Below are 19,414 nucleotides of genomic sequence, written 5' to 3' on the forward strand. Positions count from 1 at the left end.
TGTCAAATATATTGATAGTTTAACCGGCCTGGTTTAGGGTGTCGGATGCCCGTGTGCGCTTGTCGCCCGGCCAGAATTTCTGACAGTGCCCGTGAGTCCTCAATACGGGGCTGCACCTTAACAAGAGGAGGAGTTTCGTATGACCACCCTGACTCGTGCGGATTGGGAACAGCGTGCCCAGCAACTGAAGATCGAAGGCCGTGCCTTCATCAACGGCGAATACACCGACGCCGCCTCCGGCGAAACTTTCGAGTGCCTGAGCCCGGTCGACGGACGCTTCCTGGCCAAGGTTGCCAGTTGCGACCTGGCTGACGCCAACCGCGCCGTGGAAAACGCCCGCGCCACCTTCGACTCCGGCGTCTGGTCGCAACTGGCTCCCGCCAAGCGCAAGGCCAAGCTGATCCGCTTCGCCGACCTGCTGCGCAAGCATGTCGAGGAACTGGCGCTGCTGGAAACCCTGGACATGGGCAAGCCGATCGGCGACTCCTCCACCATCGACATCCCGGGCGCTGCCCAGGCCATCCACTGGACCGCCGAAGCCATCGACAAGGTCTACGACGAGGTCGCACCGACCCCGCATGACCAGCTCGGCCTGGTCACCCGCGAGCCGGTAGGCGTCGTGGGCGCCATCGTCCCTTGGAACTTCCCGCTGCTGATGGCCTGCTGGAAACTCGGCCCGGCGCTGGCCACCGGCAACTCGGTGGTGCTCAAGCCTTCCGAGAAGTCCCCGCTGACCGCCATCCGCATCGCTCAACTGGCCATCGAGGCCGGCATCCCGGCAGGCGTGCTGAACGTGCTGCCTGGCTACGGCCACACCGTCGGCAAGGCCCTGGCCCTGCACATGGATGTCGATACCCTGGTGTTCACCGGTTCGACCAAGATCGCCAAGCAACTGATGGTGTACGCCGGCGAATCGAACATGAAGCGTATCTGGCTGGAAGCCGGTGGCAAGAGCCCGAACATCGTCTTCGCCGACGCCCCCGACCTGCAGGCCGCTGCCGAAGCCGCTGCCAGTGCCATCGCCTTCAACCAGGGCGAGGTCTGCACCGCTGGCTCGCGTCTGCTGGTCGAGCGCTCGATCAAGGACAAGTTCCTGCCGCTGGTGGTCGAGGCCCTCAAGGCCTGGAAGCCCGGCAACCCACTGGATCCGGCTACCACCGTCGGTGCGCTGGTCGATACCCAGCAGATGAATACCGTGCTGTCGTACATCGACGCTGGTCATCAGGACGGCGCCAAGCTGCTCGCGGGCGGCAAGCGCATCCTCGAAGAGACCGGCGGCACCTACGTCGAGCCGACCATCTTCGACGGCGTGACCAACGCCATGAAGATCGCCCAGGAAGAAATTTTCGGCCCGGTGCTGTCGGTGATCGCCTTCGACACCGCCGAAGAAGCCATCGCCATCGCCAACGACACCCCGTATGGCCTGGCAGCCGGCATCTGGACCGCCGACATTTCCAAGGCGCACAAGACTGCCCGCGCCGTGCGTGCCGGCAGTGTGTGGGTCAACCAGTACGATGGCGGCGACATGACCGCACCGTTCGGCGGCTTCAAGCAGTCGGGCAACGGCCGTGACAAGTCGCTTCATGCACTGGAGAAGTACACCGAGCTGAAGGCGACCTGGATCAAGCTGTAATCCGGTCGTCTTCTTCGCGGGCAAGCCCGCTCCTACAGGCCCAGCGCCGTCCTTGAGAGCGGCGGCGTACCTGTGGGAGCGGGCTTGCCCGCGAATGGGGCTGAACAAATATGCCTGGGAGGCTGCAATGCGTTGGGGAACCTACTTTGCCGTGCTGGCGTCGGTGCTCAGTGTCGGGCTTGCGCTCGGCGTGAGCATGCCGCTGGTGTCCCTGCGCCTGGAAGGCTGGGGCTACGGTGGGTTCGCCATTGGCGTGATGGCGGCGATGCCGGCAATCGGCGTACTGCTCGGCGCCAGCCTGGCCAGTCGCCTGGCCGGCTGGGTCGGCGTGCCTTCGGCGATGCGCCTGTGCCTGTGGGGCGGGGCGTTGTCGATCGCGCTGGTGGCGGTGCTCCCCAGCTATGCGCTGTGGCTGGCGCTGCGCCTGCTGATCGGCATGTCGCTGACGGTGGTGTTCATCCTCGGCGAAAGCTGGATCAACCAGTTGGTGGTCGAGCAGTGGCGGGGGCGGCTGGTGGCGCTGTATGGCAGCAGCTATGCCCTGAGCCAGCTGGCCGGGCCGCTGGTGCTGGGCTTTCTCGGCACGGAGGATGATTTCGGTTTTTGGGCCGCGACCGGCCTGCTGTTGCTCGCGCCCTTGCTGTTGCTTGGCCGCGGTGGTGCACCGTCGACCGAGGCGTGCAGCGTGACCTTCCGCGACCTGTTCGCCTTCTGCCGGCGCTTGCCGGTAATCGCCTGGGCCATTGCGTTGTTCGCGGCATTCGAGGCGATGATCCTGACGCTCTTGCCGGTGTATGTATTGCAGCAGGGCTTCACCGCCGAAGTGGCGTTGTTCATGGTCAGCACCGTCGTGGTCGGCGATGCCGTACTGCAACTGCCGATCGGCGCCCTTGCCGATCGCATGTCCCGGCAAGCCTTGTTCAGTGGCTGTGCTGTGAGTCTGCTGGGTTCGAGTCTGGCGATTCCGCTGCTGCTGCACACCCCGGCGGTGTGGCCGCTGTGGGTACTGTTCGGTGCGAGCGCGGGGGGCTTGTTCACCCTGTCGCTGATCCTGATCGGCGAGCGTTATCGCGATGACGCATTGGTGCGTGCCAACGCCCACGTGGCGCAATTGTGGGGTATCGGTTGTTTGCTCGGGCCTTTGCTGGCGGGGGCAGGGAGCCAGTGGGTCAGTGGGCATGCCTTGCTGTTCCTGATGGCTGCAGGGGCTGCAGGGCTGGTGCTGCTGACCCGGCGTCCCGGCGCGTTCGAGCCGGCGTCTGCCTGAAGGGCGCGGGCCGTTATACGGCCCGCTACTACAGCATCTTCTCCAATCCCACCGCCTTGGCCACCCAGGCATTGAACCGGCGCCATATCCCGCCCGGCTCAGCGGTCAGGGTATGTATCTGGCCATTGTCTTCGGTCACCCAGACCATCTTCCCGTCCACCAGCTTCGGTTGGTAGCTCAACGCAGGCGCCATGCCCTGTTCAGCCAGTGCGCGGGTGTACTCGGCCAGCTCCGGGCTGTCGACCATTACCCCGACCTCGGTGTTCCACAGCACCGAACGCGGGTCGAAATTGAAAGAACCAATGAAGGTCTTGCGCCGGTCGAAGACCATCGCCTTGCTGTGCAGGCTCGAATCGGACTGACCCTTGAAGCTGAGCACGCCGCGCGCGGCGCTGGGGTCTCCGGGCTGGCGACGCAGCTCGAACAGCTCCACGCCATGCTCGAGCAGGGCGCGGCGGTAGGGCGCATAGCCGCCGTGCACGGCCGGCACATCGGTGGCTTCGAGCGAGTTGGTCAGCAGCTTGACCGAGGTGCCGGCGTCGGCGCGGCTGGTGAGGTACAGCAGGCCCGGCTCGCCCGGCACGAAGTAGGCCGAGACCAGGATCAGCTCGCGGTGTACGTTCTTCAGGTCGGGCGCCAGTTGCTGGGTCATCAGCAACTGCGGGTCTGGCTCGCCGCGGGCCAGCACCTTGCTCGGCGCATCCCACAGCGCCTGGCTGTGCGCCCAGATCAGCTCGTTACGCCAGATGTCCAGGCGTGGCTCGCTCTGATAGGCCATCAGTCGGTCGTACAAAGCCTTGCGCTGCACCCTGGCCTGCGCCAGCCAGGTTTCCAGGCGCTGGCGGCTGGCGCGCAGGTCGCTGGCGTCCGGCGTGCTCCACAGGAAGTCGCCGATCGGCCGGCTCAGGGCGCTGTTCCAGTACTGGTCGAAGCTATGCCCGAGCTGCTCGGCCACAGGCCCTACACCCAGCAGGTCGATGTCAGTGAAGTTCAGGTTGGGCTCGGCGTCGAAGTACTCGTCGCCCAGGTTGCGCCCGCCGACGATGGCCATGCTGTTGTCGACCAGGAACAGCTTGTTGTGCATGCGCCGGTGCTGCAGCGACAGGTTGAACAGCCGCCCCATGGCACGCGTCAGGCCGGTGCTGCGGCCCAGGTGCAGCGGGTTGAACACGCGGATCTGGATATGGGGGTGGGCAGCAAGGGTGCCGATCAGGCTGTCCAGGCCATCGCTGGTGGTGTCGTCGAGCAGGATGCGTACCCGCACGCCGCGGTCGGCGGCGCGCAGCAGCTCGTGCACGAGGGCGCGGGTGCTCAGGCCATCGTGGACGATGTAATACTGCAGGTCGATGCTGGTCTGGGCGTTGCGGATCAGCTCGGCACGGGCGCGGAAGGCTTCGTTGCTGTTGGGCAGCAGGCGAAAGCCGGAGCGCCCCTCATAGGGCGCAGCCTGGCGCTGGACCGAGCGGCCGAACGCCGAGTCGCTGGCCGGCAGCGCCTGGCTCACGTCGCGAGGTGTATCGATGCTGGCGCAGCCGCTCAGGCCGAGCAGCAGCACCAGCTGCAGAGGCAGAACGCGCTGGAGTCTCAAGGGCGAATCGTCCTGTACGACAGGTCACTGGAAGGTTGGACCGTGGAAGGCGCTGCAAAGTTACCCGGCGCCGCTGTCCTGCGCCAGTAGGCGATAGGCAGTTTCACCCACCTTGCGTACCGCCGCCTCGATTTCCGGGGTGGCGCGGGTGGCGAAGTTCATGCGCAGGCAGTGGCGGTACTTGCCCGACGCCGAAAAAATGCTGCCCACGGCAATCTGTACGCCCTGTTCCAGCAGCGCACGGTTCAGTCGCAGGGTGTCGAAGCTCTCGGGCAGTTCCACCCACAGCATGAAGCCGCCCTGGGGCCGGCTGGCGCGGGTGCCGGGCGGGAAGTAGCGGGTCACCCAGTCGCTCATCTGGTCGCGGGCGCGCTGGTACTGCGCCCGGACCCGGCGCAGGTGCGGCTGGTAGTGGCCTTCGGCGATGAAGTCGGCGATCGCCAGTTGGGGCTGGCAGGCGGTGCTGCCGGTGCTGATGTACTTCATGTGCAGCACCCGCTCCAGGTAGCGACCGGGCGCCACCCAGCCGACCCGCAGGCCCGGCGCCAGGGTCTTGGAGAACGAGCTGCAAAGCAGCACGCGGCCATCCTCGTCGAACGATTTGATGGTGCGTGGGCGTGGGTAGGTGTAGGCCAGGTCGCCGTACACATCGTCTTCGAGGATCGCCACGTCGTAGCGCTGGGCCAGTGTCAGCAGGGCCTTCTTGCGCGCCTCGGGCATGATGTAGCCCAGCGGGTTGTTGCAGCTGGGGGTGATCTGGATGAGCTTGATCGGCCACTGCTCCAGCGCCAGTTCCAACGCCTCCAGGCTGATGCCGGTGGTCGGGTCGGTGGGGATCTCCAGCGCCTTCATGCCCAGGCCCTTGAGCGTCTGCATGGCGCCGTGGAAGCTGGGCGAATCCACCGCGACGATGTCGCCCGGCTCGCACACTGCGCGAATGCTGGTCGACAGTGCTTCATGACAGCCGGTGGTCACCACCAGGTCGCCCGGCCCGAGGTTGCAGCCTGAGTCGAGCGTCAGGCGGGCGATCTGCTCGCGCAGGGCGTCGTTGCCGTGGATGTTGTCGTAGTACAGCCCTGGCATGTCCAGGCGTCGGCTGAGCTGGGCAAGGCTGCGCAGCAGGGGCTTGAGCGTCGGGCTTTCGATGTCGGGCATGCCGCGGCCGAGCTGGATCACGTCCGGGTGGGGGCTGGCGCGTACCAGCTCGAGCACCTGCTCCCACTGGGAGATATCCACAGGGCGTTGGGCGGGGCGGCTGATGGCGGGCAGGGCCGGCAGGCTGCGATTTTCCGTGACGAAGTAGCCGGACTTGGGGCGCGGAGCCACCAGGCCGTTGTCCTCCAGCTGACGATAGGCCTGCTGTACGGTGCTCAGGCTGACGCCGTGCTCAAGGCTCAATGAGCGCACCGAGGGCAGGCGTTCGCCAGGACGATACAGGCCTTGTTCGATCCGGGCACCGAGCAATTCGGCGAGGTTCATGTAGAGGGTCACGGCATACTCCTGCACACAGGGGGCAAGGTGAGCGATACAGATTGGCCAAAAATACTGCATTCAGCCGCCGCTTTGCCAATTCTGTATGGAAATAATAACGCTGGGTTGAATCTGTATCGTACATGGCTGCCGAGCGCATGCTTTCTCCAGCTTTCGAGGTAATCAGGAGACATGGCAATGAACGGCTTGAGCGATGTACGGCTGCAACTGTTGGCGGAAGAACTGCGCGCAGGGCAGTGGCCCAAGGTTTCCAGCGCCCCTGTGGGCTTGGGGCGCCTGGGGCTGATGGTGCATCGCTGGCGCTCGCGCAGGGCGCTGCGCGAGTTGAGCGATCAGCAACTGCTGGATATCGGCATCAGCCGCCAGCAGGCCCGGGAGGAAGGGTGCAAGCCATTCTGGCGAGCGTGATCAGAGCAGTTCCTTCAACCGGTACCAGAGCATCCCCAGCGCCAGCAGCGGCGAGCGCAGGTGCTTGCCGCCAGGGAAGGTCGCGTGCGGCACCTTGGCGAACAGGTCGAAGCGCCCCGCCTGCTGGCCGCTGATGGCCTCGCCCAGCAGGCGTCCGGCCAGGTGCGTGGCGTTCAGGCCATGGCCGGAGTAGGCCTGGGCGTAATAGACGTTGGGCTGGCTGGCCAGGCGCCCCACCTGCGGCAGGCGATTGGCGCCGATGCCGATCATGCCGCCCCACTGATAGTCGATGCGCACACCGGCCAGCTGCGGGAACACCTTGAGCATCTTCGGGCTCATGTAGGCGCCAATGTCCTTCGGGTCGCGCCCGGAGTAGTGGCAGGCGCCGCCGAACAGCAGACGGTGATCGGCGGACAGGCGGAAGTAATCCAGTGCCACGCGCTGGTCGCACACGGCCATGTTCTGTGGCAGCAACTGGCGGGCACGTGCTTCGCCCAGGGGTTCGGTGGCGATGATGTAGCTGCCGGCGGGCAGCACCTTGCCGCCCAGTTCGCGGTTGAGGTCGTTGTGGTAGGCGTTGGTGCACAGCACCAGCGTACTGGCGCGCACCCGGCCCCGCGCCGTGTGCACCTGAACTTGCGGGCCGTAGTCGATACGGGTTACTGCCGAACCCTCGTGCAGCTTCACGCCCAGGCGCTCGGCGGCGGCCGCTTCGCCCAGGGCCAGGTTGAGTGGGTGCAGGTGGCCCGAGCCCATGTCGACCAGGCCGCCGACGAAGCTGTCGGAGCCGACCACGCTGCGGATCTCGGAGGCCGGCACCACGCGGACCTCGTGGCGGTAGCCCAGGCTGCGCAGTTCTTCGGCGTTTTCAGCGAAACCGTCCAGCTCGGCGGGCTTGTATGCCAGGTCGCAGTAACCCCAGGTCAGGTCGCAGGCGATGGCGTGGCGCTCGATACGTTGACGCGCGATCTCCACGGCCTCCAGGCCCATCAACTTGAGGCTGCGTACGCCATCCTCGCCAAGCACCGGCAGGAACTGCTCGACATCGTGGCCGACGCCGCGGATCAACTGCCCGCCATTGCGACCGCTGGCGCCCCAGCCGATCTTGCGGGCTTCGAGCAGGATCACCGAAAAGCCGCGCTCGGCCAGTTCGATGGCGGTATTCAAGCCCGAATATCCACCGCCGACGATGCACACGTCAGCGCTGTGCTCGCCTTCCAGGCTTGGGTAATCCGGTTGCGGCGCGCTGCTGGCGGCATAGTAGGAGGCGGCGTGCTGCGCGCTGTGGATCATCTGGAGAGGCCCTGGAGTCGGTGCGAAGGGGGCGAGGATAAGCCGGGGTTTCGCGGTTGGGCAACCGGGCGAAGGCTTGTTCCACGAATGGCCCTATAATCCTCACAAACCCCGATGACACACCGCCCATGCCCTGCAACCACAAGATCCAGTTCCTGCGCGAACTCATCCCGTCCTTCGAATGCGAGCCGGGCTGCCACGACTGCTGCGGCCCGGTCACCACGTCCAGCGAAGAGATGGCCCGTCTGCCGCGCAAGACCCAGGCCGAGCAGGATGCCGCGCTGGAGCGCCTGGACTGCGTGCACCTCGGCCCGCAAGGCTGCACTGTCTATGAAGAGCGCCCGCTGATCTGCCGCCTGTTCGGCACCACGCCGCGCATGGCCTGCCCCCGTGGCCGTGGTCCGCAGCAGCCGATCGAGCCCGAGGCCGAGCGGCTGATCCATGGCTATATCGCCAGTACCCGCCAGGTGCTGGTCTGACGGTTCAGTCCGGAATCGGCAGGCAGAGGCTCTCCTTGACCTCTTCCATCACGATGTAGCTCTTCGATTCGCGCACATGCGGCAGCTTGAGCAGGATGTCGCCCAACAGCTTGCGGTACGAGGCCATCTCGGAAATGCGCGCCTTCACCAGGTAGTCGAAGTCGCCCGACACCAGATGGCACTCCAGTACATGGGGCAGCTTGAGGACGGCGCGGCGGAACTCTTCGAAGGTATCGCCGGACTTGTAGTCCAGGCTGATCTCGACGAACACCAGCAGGCTACCCTTGAGGTGTTGCGGATTGAGGCGGGCGTTGTAGCCCATGATGATGCCCTCACGTTCCAGGCGGCGGACACGCTCGGTGCAGGGGGTGGTCGACAACCCGACTTTCTCGCCCAGTTCGGTGAAGGAGATACGCCCGTCGTTCTGCAGGATGCGCAGGATGTTGCGGTCGATCTTGTCCAGTTCACGTTTGCTCTGGTGTTGGGTTCTCATAGGGGATGCCCCTCCGTGAAAGGCGTTTTTGCCGAGAATTCTCGCCAAATATAGGTTTTTATATAGTGAAATGCACTGGGCGGAGATTCTTATACTGCGCGCATCCATGCCATTTCAACAAAAGACTGCGGTGTACCGCGTGCGAGGGATAGACAATGCGAGTTCTGGTACTTGGTAGCGGTGTGATCGGAACCGCCAGTGCCTACTACCTGGCCCGGCAAGGTTTCGAAGTGACAGTGGTCGATCGCCAGCCGGCGGTGGCCATGGAAACCAGCTTTGCCAACGCTGGCCAGATCTCGCCCGGCTATGCCTCGCCCTGGGCCGCGCCCGGCGTGCCGCTCAAGGCCATCAAGTGGCTGCTCGAGCGCCACGCACCGCTCGCCATCAAGCTGACCGGTGACGTCGACCAGTATCTTTGGATGGCGCAGATGCTGCGCAACTGCACCGCCAATCGCTATGCGGTGAACAAGGAGCGCATGGTGCGCCTGTCCGAGTACAGCCGCGACTGCCTCGACGAGCTGCGTGCCGAAACCGGTATCGCCTACGAAAGCCGCACCCTGGGCACCACCCAGCTGTTCCGCACCCAGGCCCAGGTCGATGCCGCAGCCAAGGATATCGCGGTGCTCGAGCAGTCCGGCGTGCCCTACGAGCTGCTCGACCGCGACGGCATCGCCCGCGTCGAGCCTGCGCTGGCGGGTGTGAAGGATATTCTCGCCGGCGCCCTGCGCCTGCCCAACGACCAGACCGGCGACTGCCAGCTGTTCACCACCAAGCTGGCCGATATGGCCATCAAGTTGGGCGTCGAGTTCCGTTTCGGCCAGAACATCCAGCGCCTGGACCATGCCGGTGACCGGATCAATGGCGTGTGGATCGACGGCAAGCTGGAAACCGCCGATCGCTACGTGCTGGCGCTGGGCAGCTATTCGCCGCAATTGCTCAAGCCGCTGGGCATCAAGGCACCGGTGTATCCGCTCAAAGGCTACTCGCTGACCGTGCCGATCACCGATGCCGACATGGCGCCGACCTCGACCATTCTCGACGAAACCTACAAAGTCGCCATCACCCGTTTCGACAACCGTATCCGTGTCGGTGGCATGGCTGAAATCGCCGGTTTTGACCTGTCGCTGAACCCGCGTCGACGCGAAACGCTGGAGATGATCGTCAACGACCTTTATCCTCGCGGCGGCGACCTGAGCCAGGCCAGTTTCTGGACCGGCCTGCGCCCGGCCACTCCGGATGGCACCCCGATCGTCGGCGGTACTGCGTTCCGCAACCTGTTCCTGAATACGGGTCACGGCACCCTTGGCTGGACCATGGCTTGCGGTTCCGGTCGCCTGCTGGCCGACCTGATCGCGCGCAAGAAGCCGCAGATCAGTGCCGAAGGGCTGGATATCTCGCGCTATGGCAACAGCCGCGAGAGTGCTGGCCAAGGTAGCCCGGTGTCGGCTCACCAGTAATTTCAGCGCTGGCTTCCTCACGAGCGAGCCCGCTCCCACGGCAGGATGAGGACTTGTGGGAGCGGGTTTGCCCGCGAAAAGGCCAGCACCGTTCCTCCGTCATAAACAGATCCACCAGAAGGCTGCCCTCCATGCGCCCCGCCCGTGCCCTGATCGACCTCCAAGCCCTCCGTCACAACTACCGTCTGGCCCGTGAACTGTCCGGTGCCAAGGCCCTTGCCGTGGTCAAGGCCGATGCCTATGGCCACGGTGCGGTACGTTGCGCCCTGGCGCTGGAAACCGAGGCTGACGGTTTCGCCGTTGCCTGCATCGAAGAGGCCCTGGAGCTGCGTGCCGCAGGGATCAAGGCTCCGGTGCTGCTGCTCGAAGGCTTCTTCGAGGCCAGCGAGCTGGCGCTGATCGCCGAGCACGATCTGTGGTGCGTGGTGCACTCGCTGTGGCAGCTCGAAGCGATCGAGCAGACCGCCGTGCGCAAGCCGCTGAACATCTGGCTCAAGCTCGACAGCGGCATGCACCGCGTCGGCCTGCACCCCAAGGACTACCACGAGGCCTACCAGCGCCTGCTGGCCAGCGGCAAGGTCGCGCGCATCGTGCTGATGAGCCACTTCGCCCGCGCCGACGAACTCGATGCCTCGACCACCGAGCAGCAGGTCGCGGTGTTCGAGGCCGCCCGCCAGGGGCTGGCCGCCGAGTGCAGCCTGCGCAACTCCCCCGGCGTGCTGGGCTGGCCGCAGGTGCCGAGCGACTGGGTACGCCCAGGCATCATGCTGTACGGCGCCACGCCGTTCGAGGTCGCGCAGGCCGCAGCCGCGCGCCTGCAACCGGTGATGACCCTGCAATCGCGCATCATCAGCGTGCGCGAACTGCCAACCGGTGAGCCGGTCGGCTACGGTGCCAAGTTCACCAGCCCGCGCCCGACCCGGGTTGGCGTGGTCGCGATGGGTTACGCCGATGGCTACCCACGTCACGCGCCCACTGGCACCCCGGTGTTGGTCGCCGGCAAGCGGACTCAACTGATTGGCCGGGTCTCGATGGACATGCTCTGCGTTGACCTCACCGAAGTGCCCGAGGCGGGTGTCGGCAGCCCGGTCGAACTGTGGGGCAAGCAGGTCCTGGCCAGTGACGTGGCCCAGCAGGCGGGCACCATTCCCTACCAGATCTTCTGCAATCTGCGGCGCGTACCGCTGGATTATTACGGCGAATGAGGCGCTGAAGCGGACAGGCTGGGGTCTTGCGTGTTGTAAATACTGAACGGCATTGCCATGATATCGTTCACATTTGACCCCACCTCGACCGTTTCTGGAGGCGCAAGCTTTGGACGTCGGCGAACGACTGCAAGCCATCCGCAAGCTCAAGGGCCTGTCCCAGCGCGAACTCGCCAAACGGGCGGGCGTAACCAACAGCACCATCTCGATGATCGAGAAGAACAGCGTGAGCCCGTCGATCAGCTCCCTGCGCAAGGTGCTCAGCGGCATTCCCATGTCGATGGTCGAGTTCTTTTCCGTCGAGCTGGCCCCTGAAAGCCCTACCCAGATCGTCTACAAGGCCCACGAGCTGATCGACATTTCCGACGGCGCGGTGACCATGAAGCTGGTCGGCAAATCGCACCCCAACCGTGCCATCGCCTTTCTCAACGAGGTCTATCCACCGGGCGCCGACACGGGGGAGGAGATGCTCACCCACGATGGCGAAGAGACCGGAATCCTGCTCGAAGGCCGCCTGGAACTGGTGGTCGGGGCGGAGACCTTCATCCTCGAAGCGGGCGACAGCTACTACTTCGAGAGCACCCGCCCGCACCGCTTCCGCAACCCTTTCGAAGAACCTGCCCGCTTGATCAGTGCTGCCACGCCTTCGAACTTTTGATCCAGCGCAGCGTATTGTTTCGCCAATACCCCTTTCCTGTGTGGGGTCGTTTCACGCCTTCCGGGTAGCCGCTATACTTTTCAACGCTCGCCAACCGTGGCCGCGGGCGTGATTAGCCACCATGAGGGTGTACGCGTGAACCAAATCAAGAAGATGCTGGCCGTACCAGCAGCCGTATTCGCCCTCTGGGCACTCAATGCAACCGCTGCGACCAATGACGACATCGCCAAGCGCCTGGAACCGGTGGGGCAGGTGTGCGTTCAGGGCCAGGAGTGCAAGGGCATGGAAGTGGCCGTATCGGCCGGTGGCGGTGGCGCCAAGACGCCCGATGAAATCATCGCCAAGCACTGCAATGCCTGCCATGGCACGGGCCTGCTGAACGCGCCGAAAATCGGCGACACGGCCGCCTGGAAAGAGCGCGCCGATCACCAGGGCGGCCTCGACGGCATCCTGGCCAAGGCCATTACTGGCATCAACGCCATGCCGCCCAAGGGGACCTGTGCGGATTGCTCGGACGACGAGCTCAAGGGTGCGATCAAGAAAATGTCGGGGCTGTAGGCCGGACCGGATTTGCGCAAAGCCCGCCATCGATGGCGGGCTTTGCATTTGCGGGGGAATCTGCCCGTAGGAGCGGGCTTGCCCGCGAAAGCGCCGGCCCGCTCAGCAAATCAGCTAGGGTAATGGTCACAGCCTGTACGCCCCGAAAAAGCCACAGGAGCCCCCCATGCCCCACCGCTGCTCGATCGACCAGGCCGTCGACCAGGTCCTGGCCCGTCTCCCCGCCCATATCCACATGGGCCTGCCCCTTGGCCTGGGCAAACCCAATGCCTTCGTCAACGCCCTCTATGCGCGCATCCGAGACCTGCCCGAGCGCCGCCTGACGATCTACACCGCCCTCAGCCTGGGCCGACCGCCGCTGGGTGACGGCCTGCAGCGGCGTTTCCTCGAACCCTTCGTCGAGCGCGTGTTCGCCGACTACGAAGAGCTCGACTACCTCGCCGACCTGCGCAACGACACCCTCCCGGCCAACATCCGTGTCGAGCAGTTCTTCATGCAGCCCGGTTCGCTGCTGCACAGCGAGACCGCCCAGCAGGACTACGTCAGTAGCAACTACAGCCACGCTGCGCGCGATATCAACGCCAAGGGCCTGAACCTCATCGCCCAGATCGTCGCCGCTACGCCCGAGCGTCCGGATCACCTGAGCCTGGCCTGCAACCCCGATATCACCCTCGACCTGCTGCCGATGATCGCCAAGCGCCGCGCCGCCGGCGAAACCATCCTGCTGCTTGGCCAGGTGCATGCCGAACTGCCCTACATGCCGGGCGATGCCGAGCTTGCGGCCCAGGATTTCGACCTGCTGATCGACACTCCCGAGCAGCGTCGGCTGTTTTCCACGCCGAACATGCCGGTCACCCTCCAGGATCATTGCATCGGCCTGCACGCCAGCACCCTGGTGCGCGATGGTGGCACCCTGCAGATCGGCATCGGCGCCATGGGCGATGCCGTGGCTGCTGCGTTGCTCGCGCGTCAGGGCGACAACGACAGCTACCGCGCGCTGCTCGAAGACCTGGACCTGAACCCCTGGAAAACGCTGATCGAGCGTGAGGGTGGTATGGATGCCTTTGCTCAGGGGCTCTACGGCTGCAGCGAGATGTTCGTCAACGGCCTGCTGGCGCTGGCCGAAGCAGGCGTGGTGCGGCGTCCGGCCGACGAGCAGGGCGTGCTGGTGCATGGCGGATTCTTCCTCGGTAGCGCGGATTTCTACCGGCGCTTGCGGCAGATGCCTCTTGAACAGCGCAAGCGCTTCGCCATGACCGCCATCAGCTTCATCAACGAGCTGTATGGCGACGAAGCGCTCAAACGTCGCCAGCGCCGCGATGCGCGCTTCGTCAACACGGTGTTCGGCATGACCCTGCTCGGCGCCGGGGTGGCCGATCAACTGGAGGATGGCCGGGTACTCAGTGGCGTGGGCGGGCAGTACAACTTCGTCGCCCAGGGCCATGCGCTGGAGGGCGCGCGTTCGATCCTGCTGCTGCGCAGCTGGCGCGAGGCGGGTGGCGAGGTGACGTCGAATGTGTTCTGGCAGTACGGCCATTGCACCATTCCCCGGCACCTGCGCGACATCGTGATCACCGAATACGGCATCGCCGACCTGCGTGGGCAGACCGACAGCGAGGTGATCGCACGGCTGCTGGCGATCAGCGACTCACGTTTCCAGAAGCGTTTGATGGAGCAGGCCAAGCAGGCCGGCAAGCTGGCGCGGGACTTCGAGCTATCGGCACGTTTCACCGACAACACGCCCGAGCGCCTGGAGGCGATCAAGGCGCGGCATGCGGGGTTGTTCCCCGAGTATCCATTGGGCAGCGACTTCACGCCTGAGGAGCAGGACCTGCTGCGGGCGCTGAACTGGCTCAAGAGCAAGTTCAAGCTGAGCGAGGTGCTGGAGTTGGGCAAGGCTGCGCTGGATGCGCCGGGGCCAGAGGGTTATGCGAGGCATCTTGCGCGGATGCAACTGGATCAGCCGCAGGGACTGAAGGAAGAGCTTTACCAGCGGTTGCTGCTGGCGGGGTTGCAGGCGAGTCAAAAAAGCTAGGAGCAAACGAGGCCCCGTGGGGCTGTCAGTGCCGACCTCTTCGCGGGCAAGTCGCAGCGGCGAACCGCCGCTCCCACAGGTACAGCGCTGACCTGTGGGAGCGGGCTTGCCCGCGAAGAGGCCGTCATTGAATGGCCACAATCGAGTGAGTGTGGCGCTGCCTTACTCGATGAAGGTCACGACCCCACCTTCCAGCGACTTCACCCGAGCCAGCGATTCGACGCGATAGCCCTGGCTGTCCAGCTCGGCGCGGCCGCCCTGGAACGACTTCTCGATGACGATCCCAAGGCCCGCCACCGTGGCGCCGGCCTGCTTGATGATCGAGATCAGCGCCTGGGAAGCCTTGCCGTTGGCCAGGAAGTCATCGATCACCAGCACGCGGTCGCTGCTGTTGAGGTGACGCGGCGAGATGGCCACGGTGTTCTCGGTCTGCTTGGTGAAGGAATACACCGAAGCGGTCAGCAGGTTCTCGGTCAGGGTCAGCGACTGGTGCTTGCGGGCGAAGATCACCGGCACGCCCAGCTTCAGGCCGGTCATCACTGCCGGAGCGATACCCGACGCCTCGATGGTGACGATCTTGGTCACGCCGGAGTCTGCGAACAGGCGGGCGAACTCGTCACCGATCAGTTGCATCAGTGCAGGATCGATCTGGTGGTTGAGAAACGCGTCGACTTTGAGAACCTGATCGGAAAGCACGATGCCTTCTTCGCGAATCTTCTGATGCAGTGCTTCCACTGTGTATTCCTCGATGTAGCAAGAGTGGCCGCATCCAGAAGGTAGCGGCAAAGGTTGAAAGAGTAATGGTTGATCAGCGTTTGAGCATGGCCCGGATGTCGGCCAGCGCGTTGTTGCCCCGCGCCGCCTTCACCTCCACAGGCGCATCCTCCAGGCCTTCCCAGGCCAGGTCGTCCGGCGGCAGTTCGTCGAGGAACCGGCTGGGCGTGCAATCGATGATTTCGCCGTACTGCTTGCGCTTGGCGGCGAAGGTGAACGCCAGGGTCTGACGGGCGCGGGTGATGCCCACGTAGGCCAGGCGGCGCTCTTCCTCGATGGTGTCGGCTTCGATGCTCGAGCGGTGGGGGAGGATTTCCTCCTCCATGCCCATGATGAACACGTAGGGGAACTCCAGGCCCTTGGAGGCGTGAAGGGTCATCATCTGCACACCTTCGGCGTTTTCTTCCTCTTCCTGCTGGCGCTCGAGCATGTCGCGCAGCACCAGCTTGCCGATGGCGTCCTCGATGGTCATGTCACCCTCTTCGTCCTTCTCGAGGGTGTTCTTCAGCGCATCGATCAGGAACCAGACGTTGCCGATGCGAAAATCCGCCGCCTTGTCGCTGGCGGTGTTCTGGCGGATCCAGTTCTCGTAGTCGATATCCTTGACCATCTCGTGCAGCGCAGCGATCGGGTCTTCCAGGGCGACCTTGTGGCGCACGCCGTCGAGCCAGTGCTTGAAGCGCTGCAGGCGTTCGGTGTAGCGCGCATCCAGGTGCTCGCCCAGGCCCAGTTCCTCGCTGGCGGCATACATCGACACGCCACGCTCGGTGGCGTAGTTGCCGAGTTTTTCGAGCGTGGTCGAGCCGATCTCGCGGCGCGGCACGTTGATTACCCGCAGGTAGGCGTTGTCGTCGTCCGGGTTGACCAGCAGGCGCAGGTAGGCCATGAGGTCCTTGACCTCCTGGCGACCGAAGAAGCTGTTGCCGCCCGACAGGCGATAGGGCACCTGGTGGTGCTGCAGCTTCAGCTCGATCAGCTTGGCCTGGTAGTTGCCGCGGTAGAGGATGGCGAAGTCGCTGTACGGGCGATTGGTGCGCAGGTGCAAGGTAAGGATTTCCATGGCCACGCGCTCGGCCTCGGCTTCCTCGTTCTTGCAGCGGATCACGCGGATTTCGTCGCCCACGCCCATCTCGCTCCACAGCTGCTTCTCGAAGTCGTGGGGATTGTTGGCGATCAGCACGTTGGCGCAGCGCAGGATACGGCTGGTGGAGCGATAGTTCTGCTCGAGCATCACCACTTTCAGGGAGGGGTAGTCCTCCTTGAGCAGCATCAGGTTTTCCGGGCGCGCGCCACGCCAGGCGTAGATCGACTGATCGTCGTCGCCCACCACGGTGAACTGGTTGCGCATGCCGATGAGCATCTTCACCAGCAGGTACTGGCTGGCGTTGGTGTCCTGGTATTCGTCGACCAGCAGGTAGCGCACGCGGTTCTGCCAGCGCTCGAGCACGTCGGTGTGCTCCTGGAACAGCTTGACCGGCAGCAGGATCAGGTCGTCGAAGTCCACCGCGTTGTACGCCTTGAGCGTGCGCTGGTAGTGGGTGTAGACGATGGCGGCGGTCTGCTCGCGCGGGTTGCGCGCTTTCTCCAGGGCTTCGGCGGGCAGGATCAAGTCGTTCTTCCACGAGCCGATCATGTTCTTGATCTCGTCCAGCCCGTCGTCGCCGGAGTATTCCTTCTGCATGATGTCCGACAGCAGCGCCTTGATGTCGGATTCGTCGAAGATAGAGAAGCCTGGCTTGTAGCCCAGGCGCTGGTGTTCCCGGCGGATGATGTTCAGGCCCAGGTTGTGAAAGGTGCACACCGTCAGGCCCCGGCCTTCGCCCGGACGCAGCAGGGTGCCGACCCGCTCCTTCATCTCGCGCGCGGCCTTGTTGGTGAAGGTCATGGCGACGATGTACTGGGCACGGATGCCGCAGTTCTGGATGAGGTGGGCAATCTTGCGCGTGATCACGCTGGTCTTGCCGGAGCCTGCACCGGCGAGCACCAATAGAGGGCCGCCGACATAGTCTCGGGCTTCCTGTTGCCGGGGATTGAGTCGGGACATGCTAGAAACCGGGAGTAACCAGAAAATAGCCGCGCATTCTAGCAGGCATGGGTCGGTTATGGCGCGACCGTCTGACAGTGTGATGCAGCGCACCATTCAGATTTGCGGGCGTTGCGACTTTCGCGCAGGATGCACGGCAAAATCCGTCGAGATGCGGGGCAGGGAACGCCACATGTAAAAGTGAGAATCATTTCTACTTGTCGGTTAGGATACGGCGCATCCTCGGTCACATCGTTCAAGCCCTAAGGAGCCCGCTTGTCCACGCCCGTCGAACCGTTGCGCTTGCTGCTGTTGGCCGATGAGCCGGAATGGGCTGCATTGCTGCGCGAATGTGTCCAGCCGCTGGCCGGCAGCGCGGTGCTGTTGACTGCGCCGAGCTGGGAGGCGGTGGACAGCCTGTTCGTTCACGATCGCCAGGCTGTGGTGCTGGCCACGCCCGACCTGCAGCCGGCACCCGGGCGCTGCGACCTGCCGACCATCCTGCTGCTGGAGCACGAGCCCGAGGCGCCTCCGGTGGGGGTGAGCGACTGGCTGGTGCGCGGGCAGCTGAACAGTGATGCGCTGCGCCGCTCGTTGCGCCATGTACGCGAACGCGGTGTGCTGGTCGCCACCTTGCAACGCCTGGCCGAGCAGGACCCGCTCACCGGCATCGCCAATCGCCAGGGCTTCCAGGCACTGCTCACCGCCCGCCTGGCGGAGAACGCAGGCCGCGGCCTGGCCCTCGGCCACCTGGACCTGGACAACTTCCGCCACGTCAACGACGCCCTGGGGCACCAGGGCGGTGACCGCCTGATCCTGCAGGTGGTCAACCGTCTCAAGCAGCAACTGGAGGCCGGCGACCAGTTGGCCCGCCTGGGCAGCGATGAGTTTGCGCTGTTGATCGACACCCGCCGCGACCCCAGCCGCGCCGAGCGCACTGCCGAGCGAATCGTCGAGGCCCTCGCCGAGCCCTACTGGATCGATGGCGAAAGCCTGCTGCTCGGCTGCAGCCTGGGCCTGGCCCATGCCCGTGCGCAAGCGGGTGCCGATCCGTTGATGTGGCATGCACACATCGCCATGCGCCAGGCCAAGGGCAGCCAGGGCTGCACGTATCACGTGTTCAACGAGCGGATAAACAGCAACGCCCGCAGCCTCGCCGACCTGGAAAGCGAGCTGCGCCGGGCCCTGCGTCGTGACGAGCTGGAACTGCACTACCAACCGCGCCTGAACCTCAGGGACGGCACCATCGTCGGCCTCGAGGCGCTGGTGCGCTGGCGCCATGCCGAGCGTGGCCTGCTGCCGCCGAGCGAGTTCGTGCCGCTGGCCGAGCAGAGCGGGCTGATCGTACCGCTGGGCTACTGGGTCATCTCCCGCGCCCTGCGTGACATGCAGGCTCTGGGCGAGCACGGCCTGGCGCCGTTGCACATGGCGGTGAACCTGAGCTTCCGCCAGTTCCAGGACAGCCAGCTGTTGGCGACCCTGAGTCGGCTGATCGTCGAGCACGGTGTCGATGCGCGCTGGCTGGAGTTCGAGCTGACCGAGACCGCGGTGATGCGCCGCAACGAAGTGGTGCGCCAGACCATGGATGCACTGGGGCGCCTGGGTGTGCGTTTCTCGCTGGATGACTTCGGCACTGGTTTTTCGTCGTTCGTGCACCTGAACAGCCTGCCCATCACCTTGCTCAAGGTCGATCGCAGCTTCGTCGCTGGCATGGAGCAGCGCGAAGAGAACCGCAAGCTGGTGCATGCGATGATCAACCTGGCGCACAACCTCAACCTGGAAGTGGTCGCCGAGGGGGTGGAAAGCGACGAGCAACTGGGGCTGCTGCGTGACTTCGGTTGCGACCAGGTGCAGGGGTTCCTGGTGAGCCGGCCGTTGCCGATCGATGAGCTGATCGTCTACCTGTTCCAGGCGGCCAAGCCGCAGTTGGTGAGTGTTTAACCTGTAGCGGCCCTATCGCGGGGCAAGCCCGCTCCCACAAATACCCCGCTCAATCCAGAGCCAGCGGGGTATCTATGGGAGGGAGTGGCCCGCAATAGGGCCGCCACTGAT

Annotated in this window: 16 protein-coding genes; 10 read left to right on the plus strand and 6 right to left on the minus strand. The window is 64.7% G+C overall.

Annotated elements, in window-relative coordinates; genetic code table 11:
• Positions 1 to 139 precede the first annotated feature (139 nt).
• Together ACK3BK_RS00605 and ACK3BK_RS00610 are read left to right on the plus strand one after the other, a co-directional pair.
• Positions 140 to 1,633 (plus strand): aldehyde dehydrogenase, encoded by a 1,494-nt coding sequence (locus tag ACK3BK_RS00605; protein WP_054894116.1) that lies wholly within the window; start codon positions 140 to 142, stop codon positions 1,631 to 1,633.
• 127 nt (positions 1,634 to 1,760) lie between these two features.
• Positions 1,761 to 2,900 (plus strand): MFS transporter, encoded by a 1,140-nt coding sequence (locus ACK3BK_RS00610; RefSeq protein ID WP_411383564.1) that lies wholly within the window; start codon positions 1,761 to 1,763, stop codon positions 2,898 to 2,900.
• Positions 2,901 to 2,928: 28 nt separating this feature from the next.
• Here ACK3BK_RS00610 and ACK3BK_RS00615 read toward each other — a convergent pair whose 3' ends face one another.
• Positions 2,929 to 4,488, minus strand: a complete 1,560-nt coding sequence (locus ACK3BK_RS00615) for a phospholipase D family protein (protein WP_411383565.1) — start codon at positions 4,486 to 4,488, stop codon at positions 2,929 to 2,931.
• A 60-nt stretch (positions 4,489 to 4,548) separates the two neighbouring features.
• Positions 4,549 to 5,979, minus strand: coding sequence for a PLP-dependent aminotransferase family protein (locus tag ACK3BK_RS00620; protein WP_186669903.1), 1,431 nt, complete (start codon positions 5,977 to 5,979; stop codon positions 4,549 to 4,551).
• Positions 5,980 to 6,156: 177 nt separating this feature from the next.
• On the opposite strand from ACK3BK_RS00620, the gene ACK3BK_RS00625 reads away from it, so the two are divergent.
• Positions 6,157 to 6,387: a DUF1127 domain-containing protein gene (locus ACK3BK_RS00625; protein WP_186711306.1), complete on the plus strand. Its 231-nt coding sequence runs from the start codon at positions 6,157 to 6,159 to the stop codon at positions 6,385 to 6,387.
• Here the strand turns inward: ACK3BK_RS00625 and ACK3BK_RS00630 are convergent, their stop codons facing one another.
• Positions 6,388 to 7,680 (minus strand): NAD(P)/FAD-dependent oxidoreductase, encoded by a 1,293-nt coding sequence (locus ACK3BK_RS00630; protein WP_411383566.1) that lies wholly within the window; start codon positions 7,678 to 7,680, stop codon positions 6,388 to 6,390.
• Positions 7,681 to 7,808: 128 nt separating this feature from the next.
• Between ACK3BK_RS00630 and ACK3BK_RS00635 the strand changes: the two genes are divergently transcribed.
• Positions 7,809 to 8,159 carry a YkgJ family cysteine cluster protein gene (locus tag ACK3BK_RS00635; RefSeq protein ID WP_054894110.1) on the plus strand — a complete coding sequence of 117 codons (351 nt, stop codon included), beginning with the start codon at positions 7,809 to 7,811 and terminating at the stop codon, positions 8,157 to 8,159.
• Positions 8,160 to 8,163: 4 nt separating this feature from the next.
• On the opposite strand, the gene dadR is transcribed toward ACK3BK_RS00635, so the two are convergent.
• Positions 8,164 to 8,652, minus strand: a complete 489-nt coding sequence (gene dadR, locus ACK3BK_RS00640; protein WP_003258963.1) for a transcriptional regulator DadR — start codon at positions 8,650 to 8,652, stop codon at positions 8,164 to 8,166.
• 155 nt (positions 8,653 to 8,807) lie between these two features.
• Here dadR and dadA point away from each other — a divergent pair, with 155 nt between their 5' ends.
• The 5 genes from dadA (at position 8,808) to ACK3BK_RS00665 (ending at position 14,565) form a co-directional block, all read left to right on the plus strand.
• On the plus strand, positions 8,808 to 10,109 hold the full coding sequence (gene dadA, locus ACK3BK_RS00645) for a D-amino acid dehydrogenase (RefSeq protein ID WP_186669900.1): 1,302 nt from the start codon (positions 8,808 to 8,810) through the stop codon (positions 10,107 to 10,109).
• A 131-nt stretch (positions 10,110 to 10,240) separates the two neighbouring features.
• Positions 10,241 to 11,314 carry an alanine racemase gene (gene alr / locus ACK3BK_RS00650; protein ID WP_186669899.1) on the plus strand — a complete coding sequence of 358 codons (1,074 nt, stop codon included), beginning with the start codon at positions 10,241 to 10,243 and terminating at the stop codon, positions 11,312 to 11,314.
• Between the two features lie 109 nt (positions 11,315 to 11,423).
• Positions 11,424 to 11,972, plus strand: a complete 549-nt coding sequence (locus tag ACK3BK_RS00655; RefSeq protein WP_186669898.1) for a cupin domain-containing protein — start codon at positions 11,424 to 11,426, stop codon at positions 11,970 to 11,972.
• A gap of 135 nt (positions 11,973 to 12,107) precedes the next feature.
• Entirely contained in the window at positions 12,108 to 12,530 is a 423-nt protein-coding gene (locus ACK3BK_RS00660; RefSeq protein WP_186669897.1) for a c-type cytochrome, read from the plus strand.
• Positions 12,531 to 12,696: 166 nt separating this feature from the next.
• Positions 12,697 to 14,565: an acetyl-CoA hydrolase/transferase C-terminal domain-containing protein gene (locus ACK3BK_RS00665; RefSeq protein ID WP_411383567.1), complete on the plus strand. Its 1,869-nt coding sequence runs from the start codon at positions 12,697 to 12,699 to the stop codon at positions 14,563 to 14,565.
• A 162-nt stretch (positions 14,566 to 14,727) separates the two neighbouring features.
• Here ACK3BK_RS00665 and xpt read toward each other — a convergent pair whose 3' ends face one another.
• The gene (gene xpt, locus ACK3BK_RS00670) at positions 14,728 to 15,300 is read right to left on the minus strand and encodes a xanthine phosphoribosyltransferase (RefSeq protein ID WP_028689919.1); all 573 of its coding nucleotides are present in this window, start codon (positions 15,298 to 15,300) and stop codon (positions 14,728 to 14,730) included.
• A gap of 73 nt (positions 15,301 to 15,373) precedes the next feature.
• The gene (gene rep / locus ACK3BK_RS00675; RefSeq protein WP_054894105.1) at positions 15,374 to 17,383 is read right to left on the minus strand and encodes a DNA helicase Rep; all 2,010 of its coding nucleotides are present in this window, start codon (positions 17,381 to 17,383) and stop codon (positions 15,374 to 15,376) included.
• A 255-nt stretch (positions 17,384 to 17,638) separates the two neighbouring features.
• Between rep and ACK3BK_RS00680 the strand changes: the two genes are divergently transcribed.
• Positions 17,639 to 19,303 carry a putative bifunctional diguanylate cyclase/phosphodiesterase gene (locus ACK3BK_RS00680; RefSeq protein ID WP_411383568.1) on the plus strand — a complete coding sequence of 555 codons (1,665 nt, stop codon included), beginning with the start codon at positions 17,639 to 17,641 and terminating at the stop codon, positions 19,301 to 19,303.
• Positions 19,304 to 19,414: the final 111 nt, after the last annotated feature.

Origin of the sequence: Pseudomonas sp. L7, assembly GCF_046605565.1 — a bacterium.
GTDB classification, from domain to species: domain Bacteria; phylum Pseudomonadota; class Gammaproteobacteria; order Pseudomonadales; family Pseudomonadaceae; genus Aquipseudomonas; species Aquipseudomonas wayambapalatensis.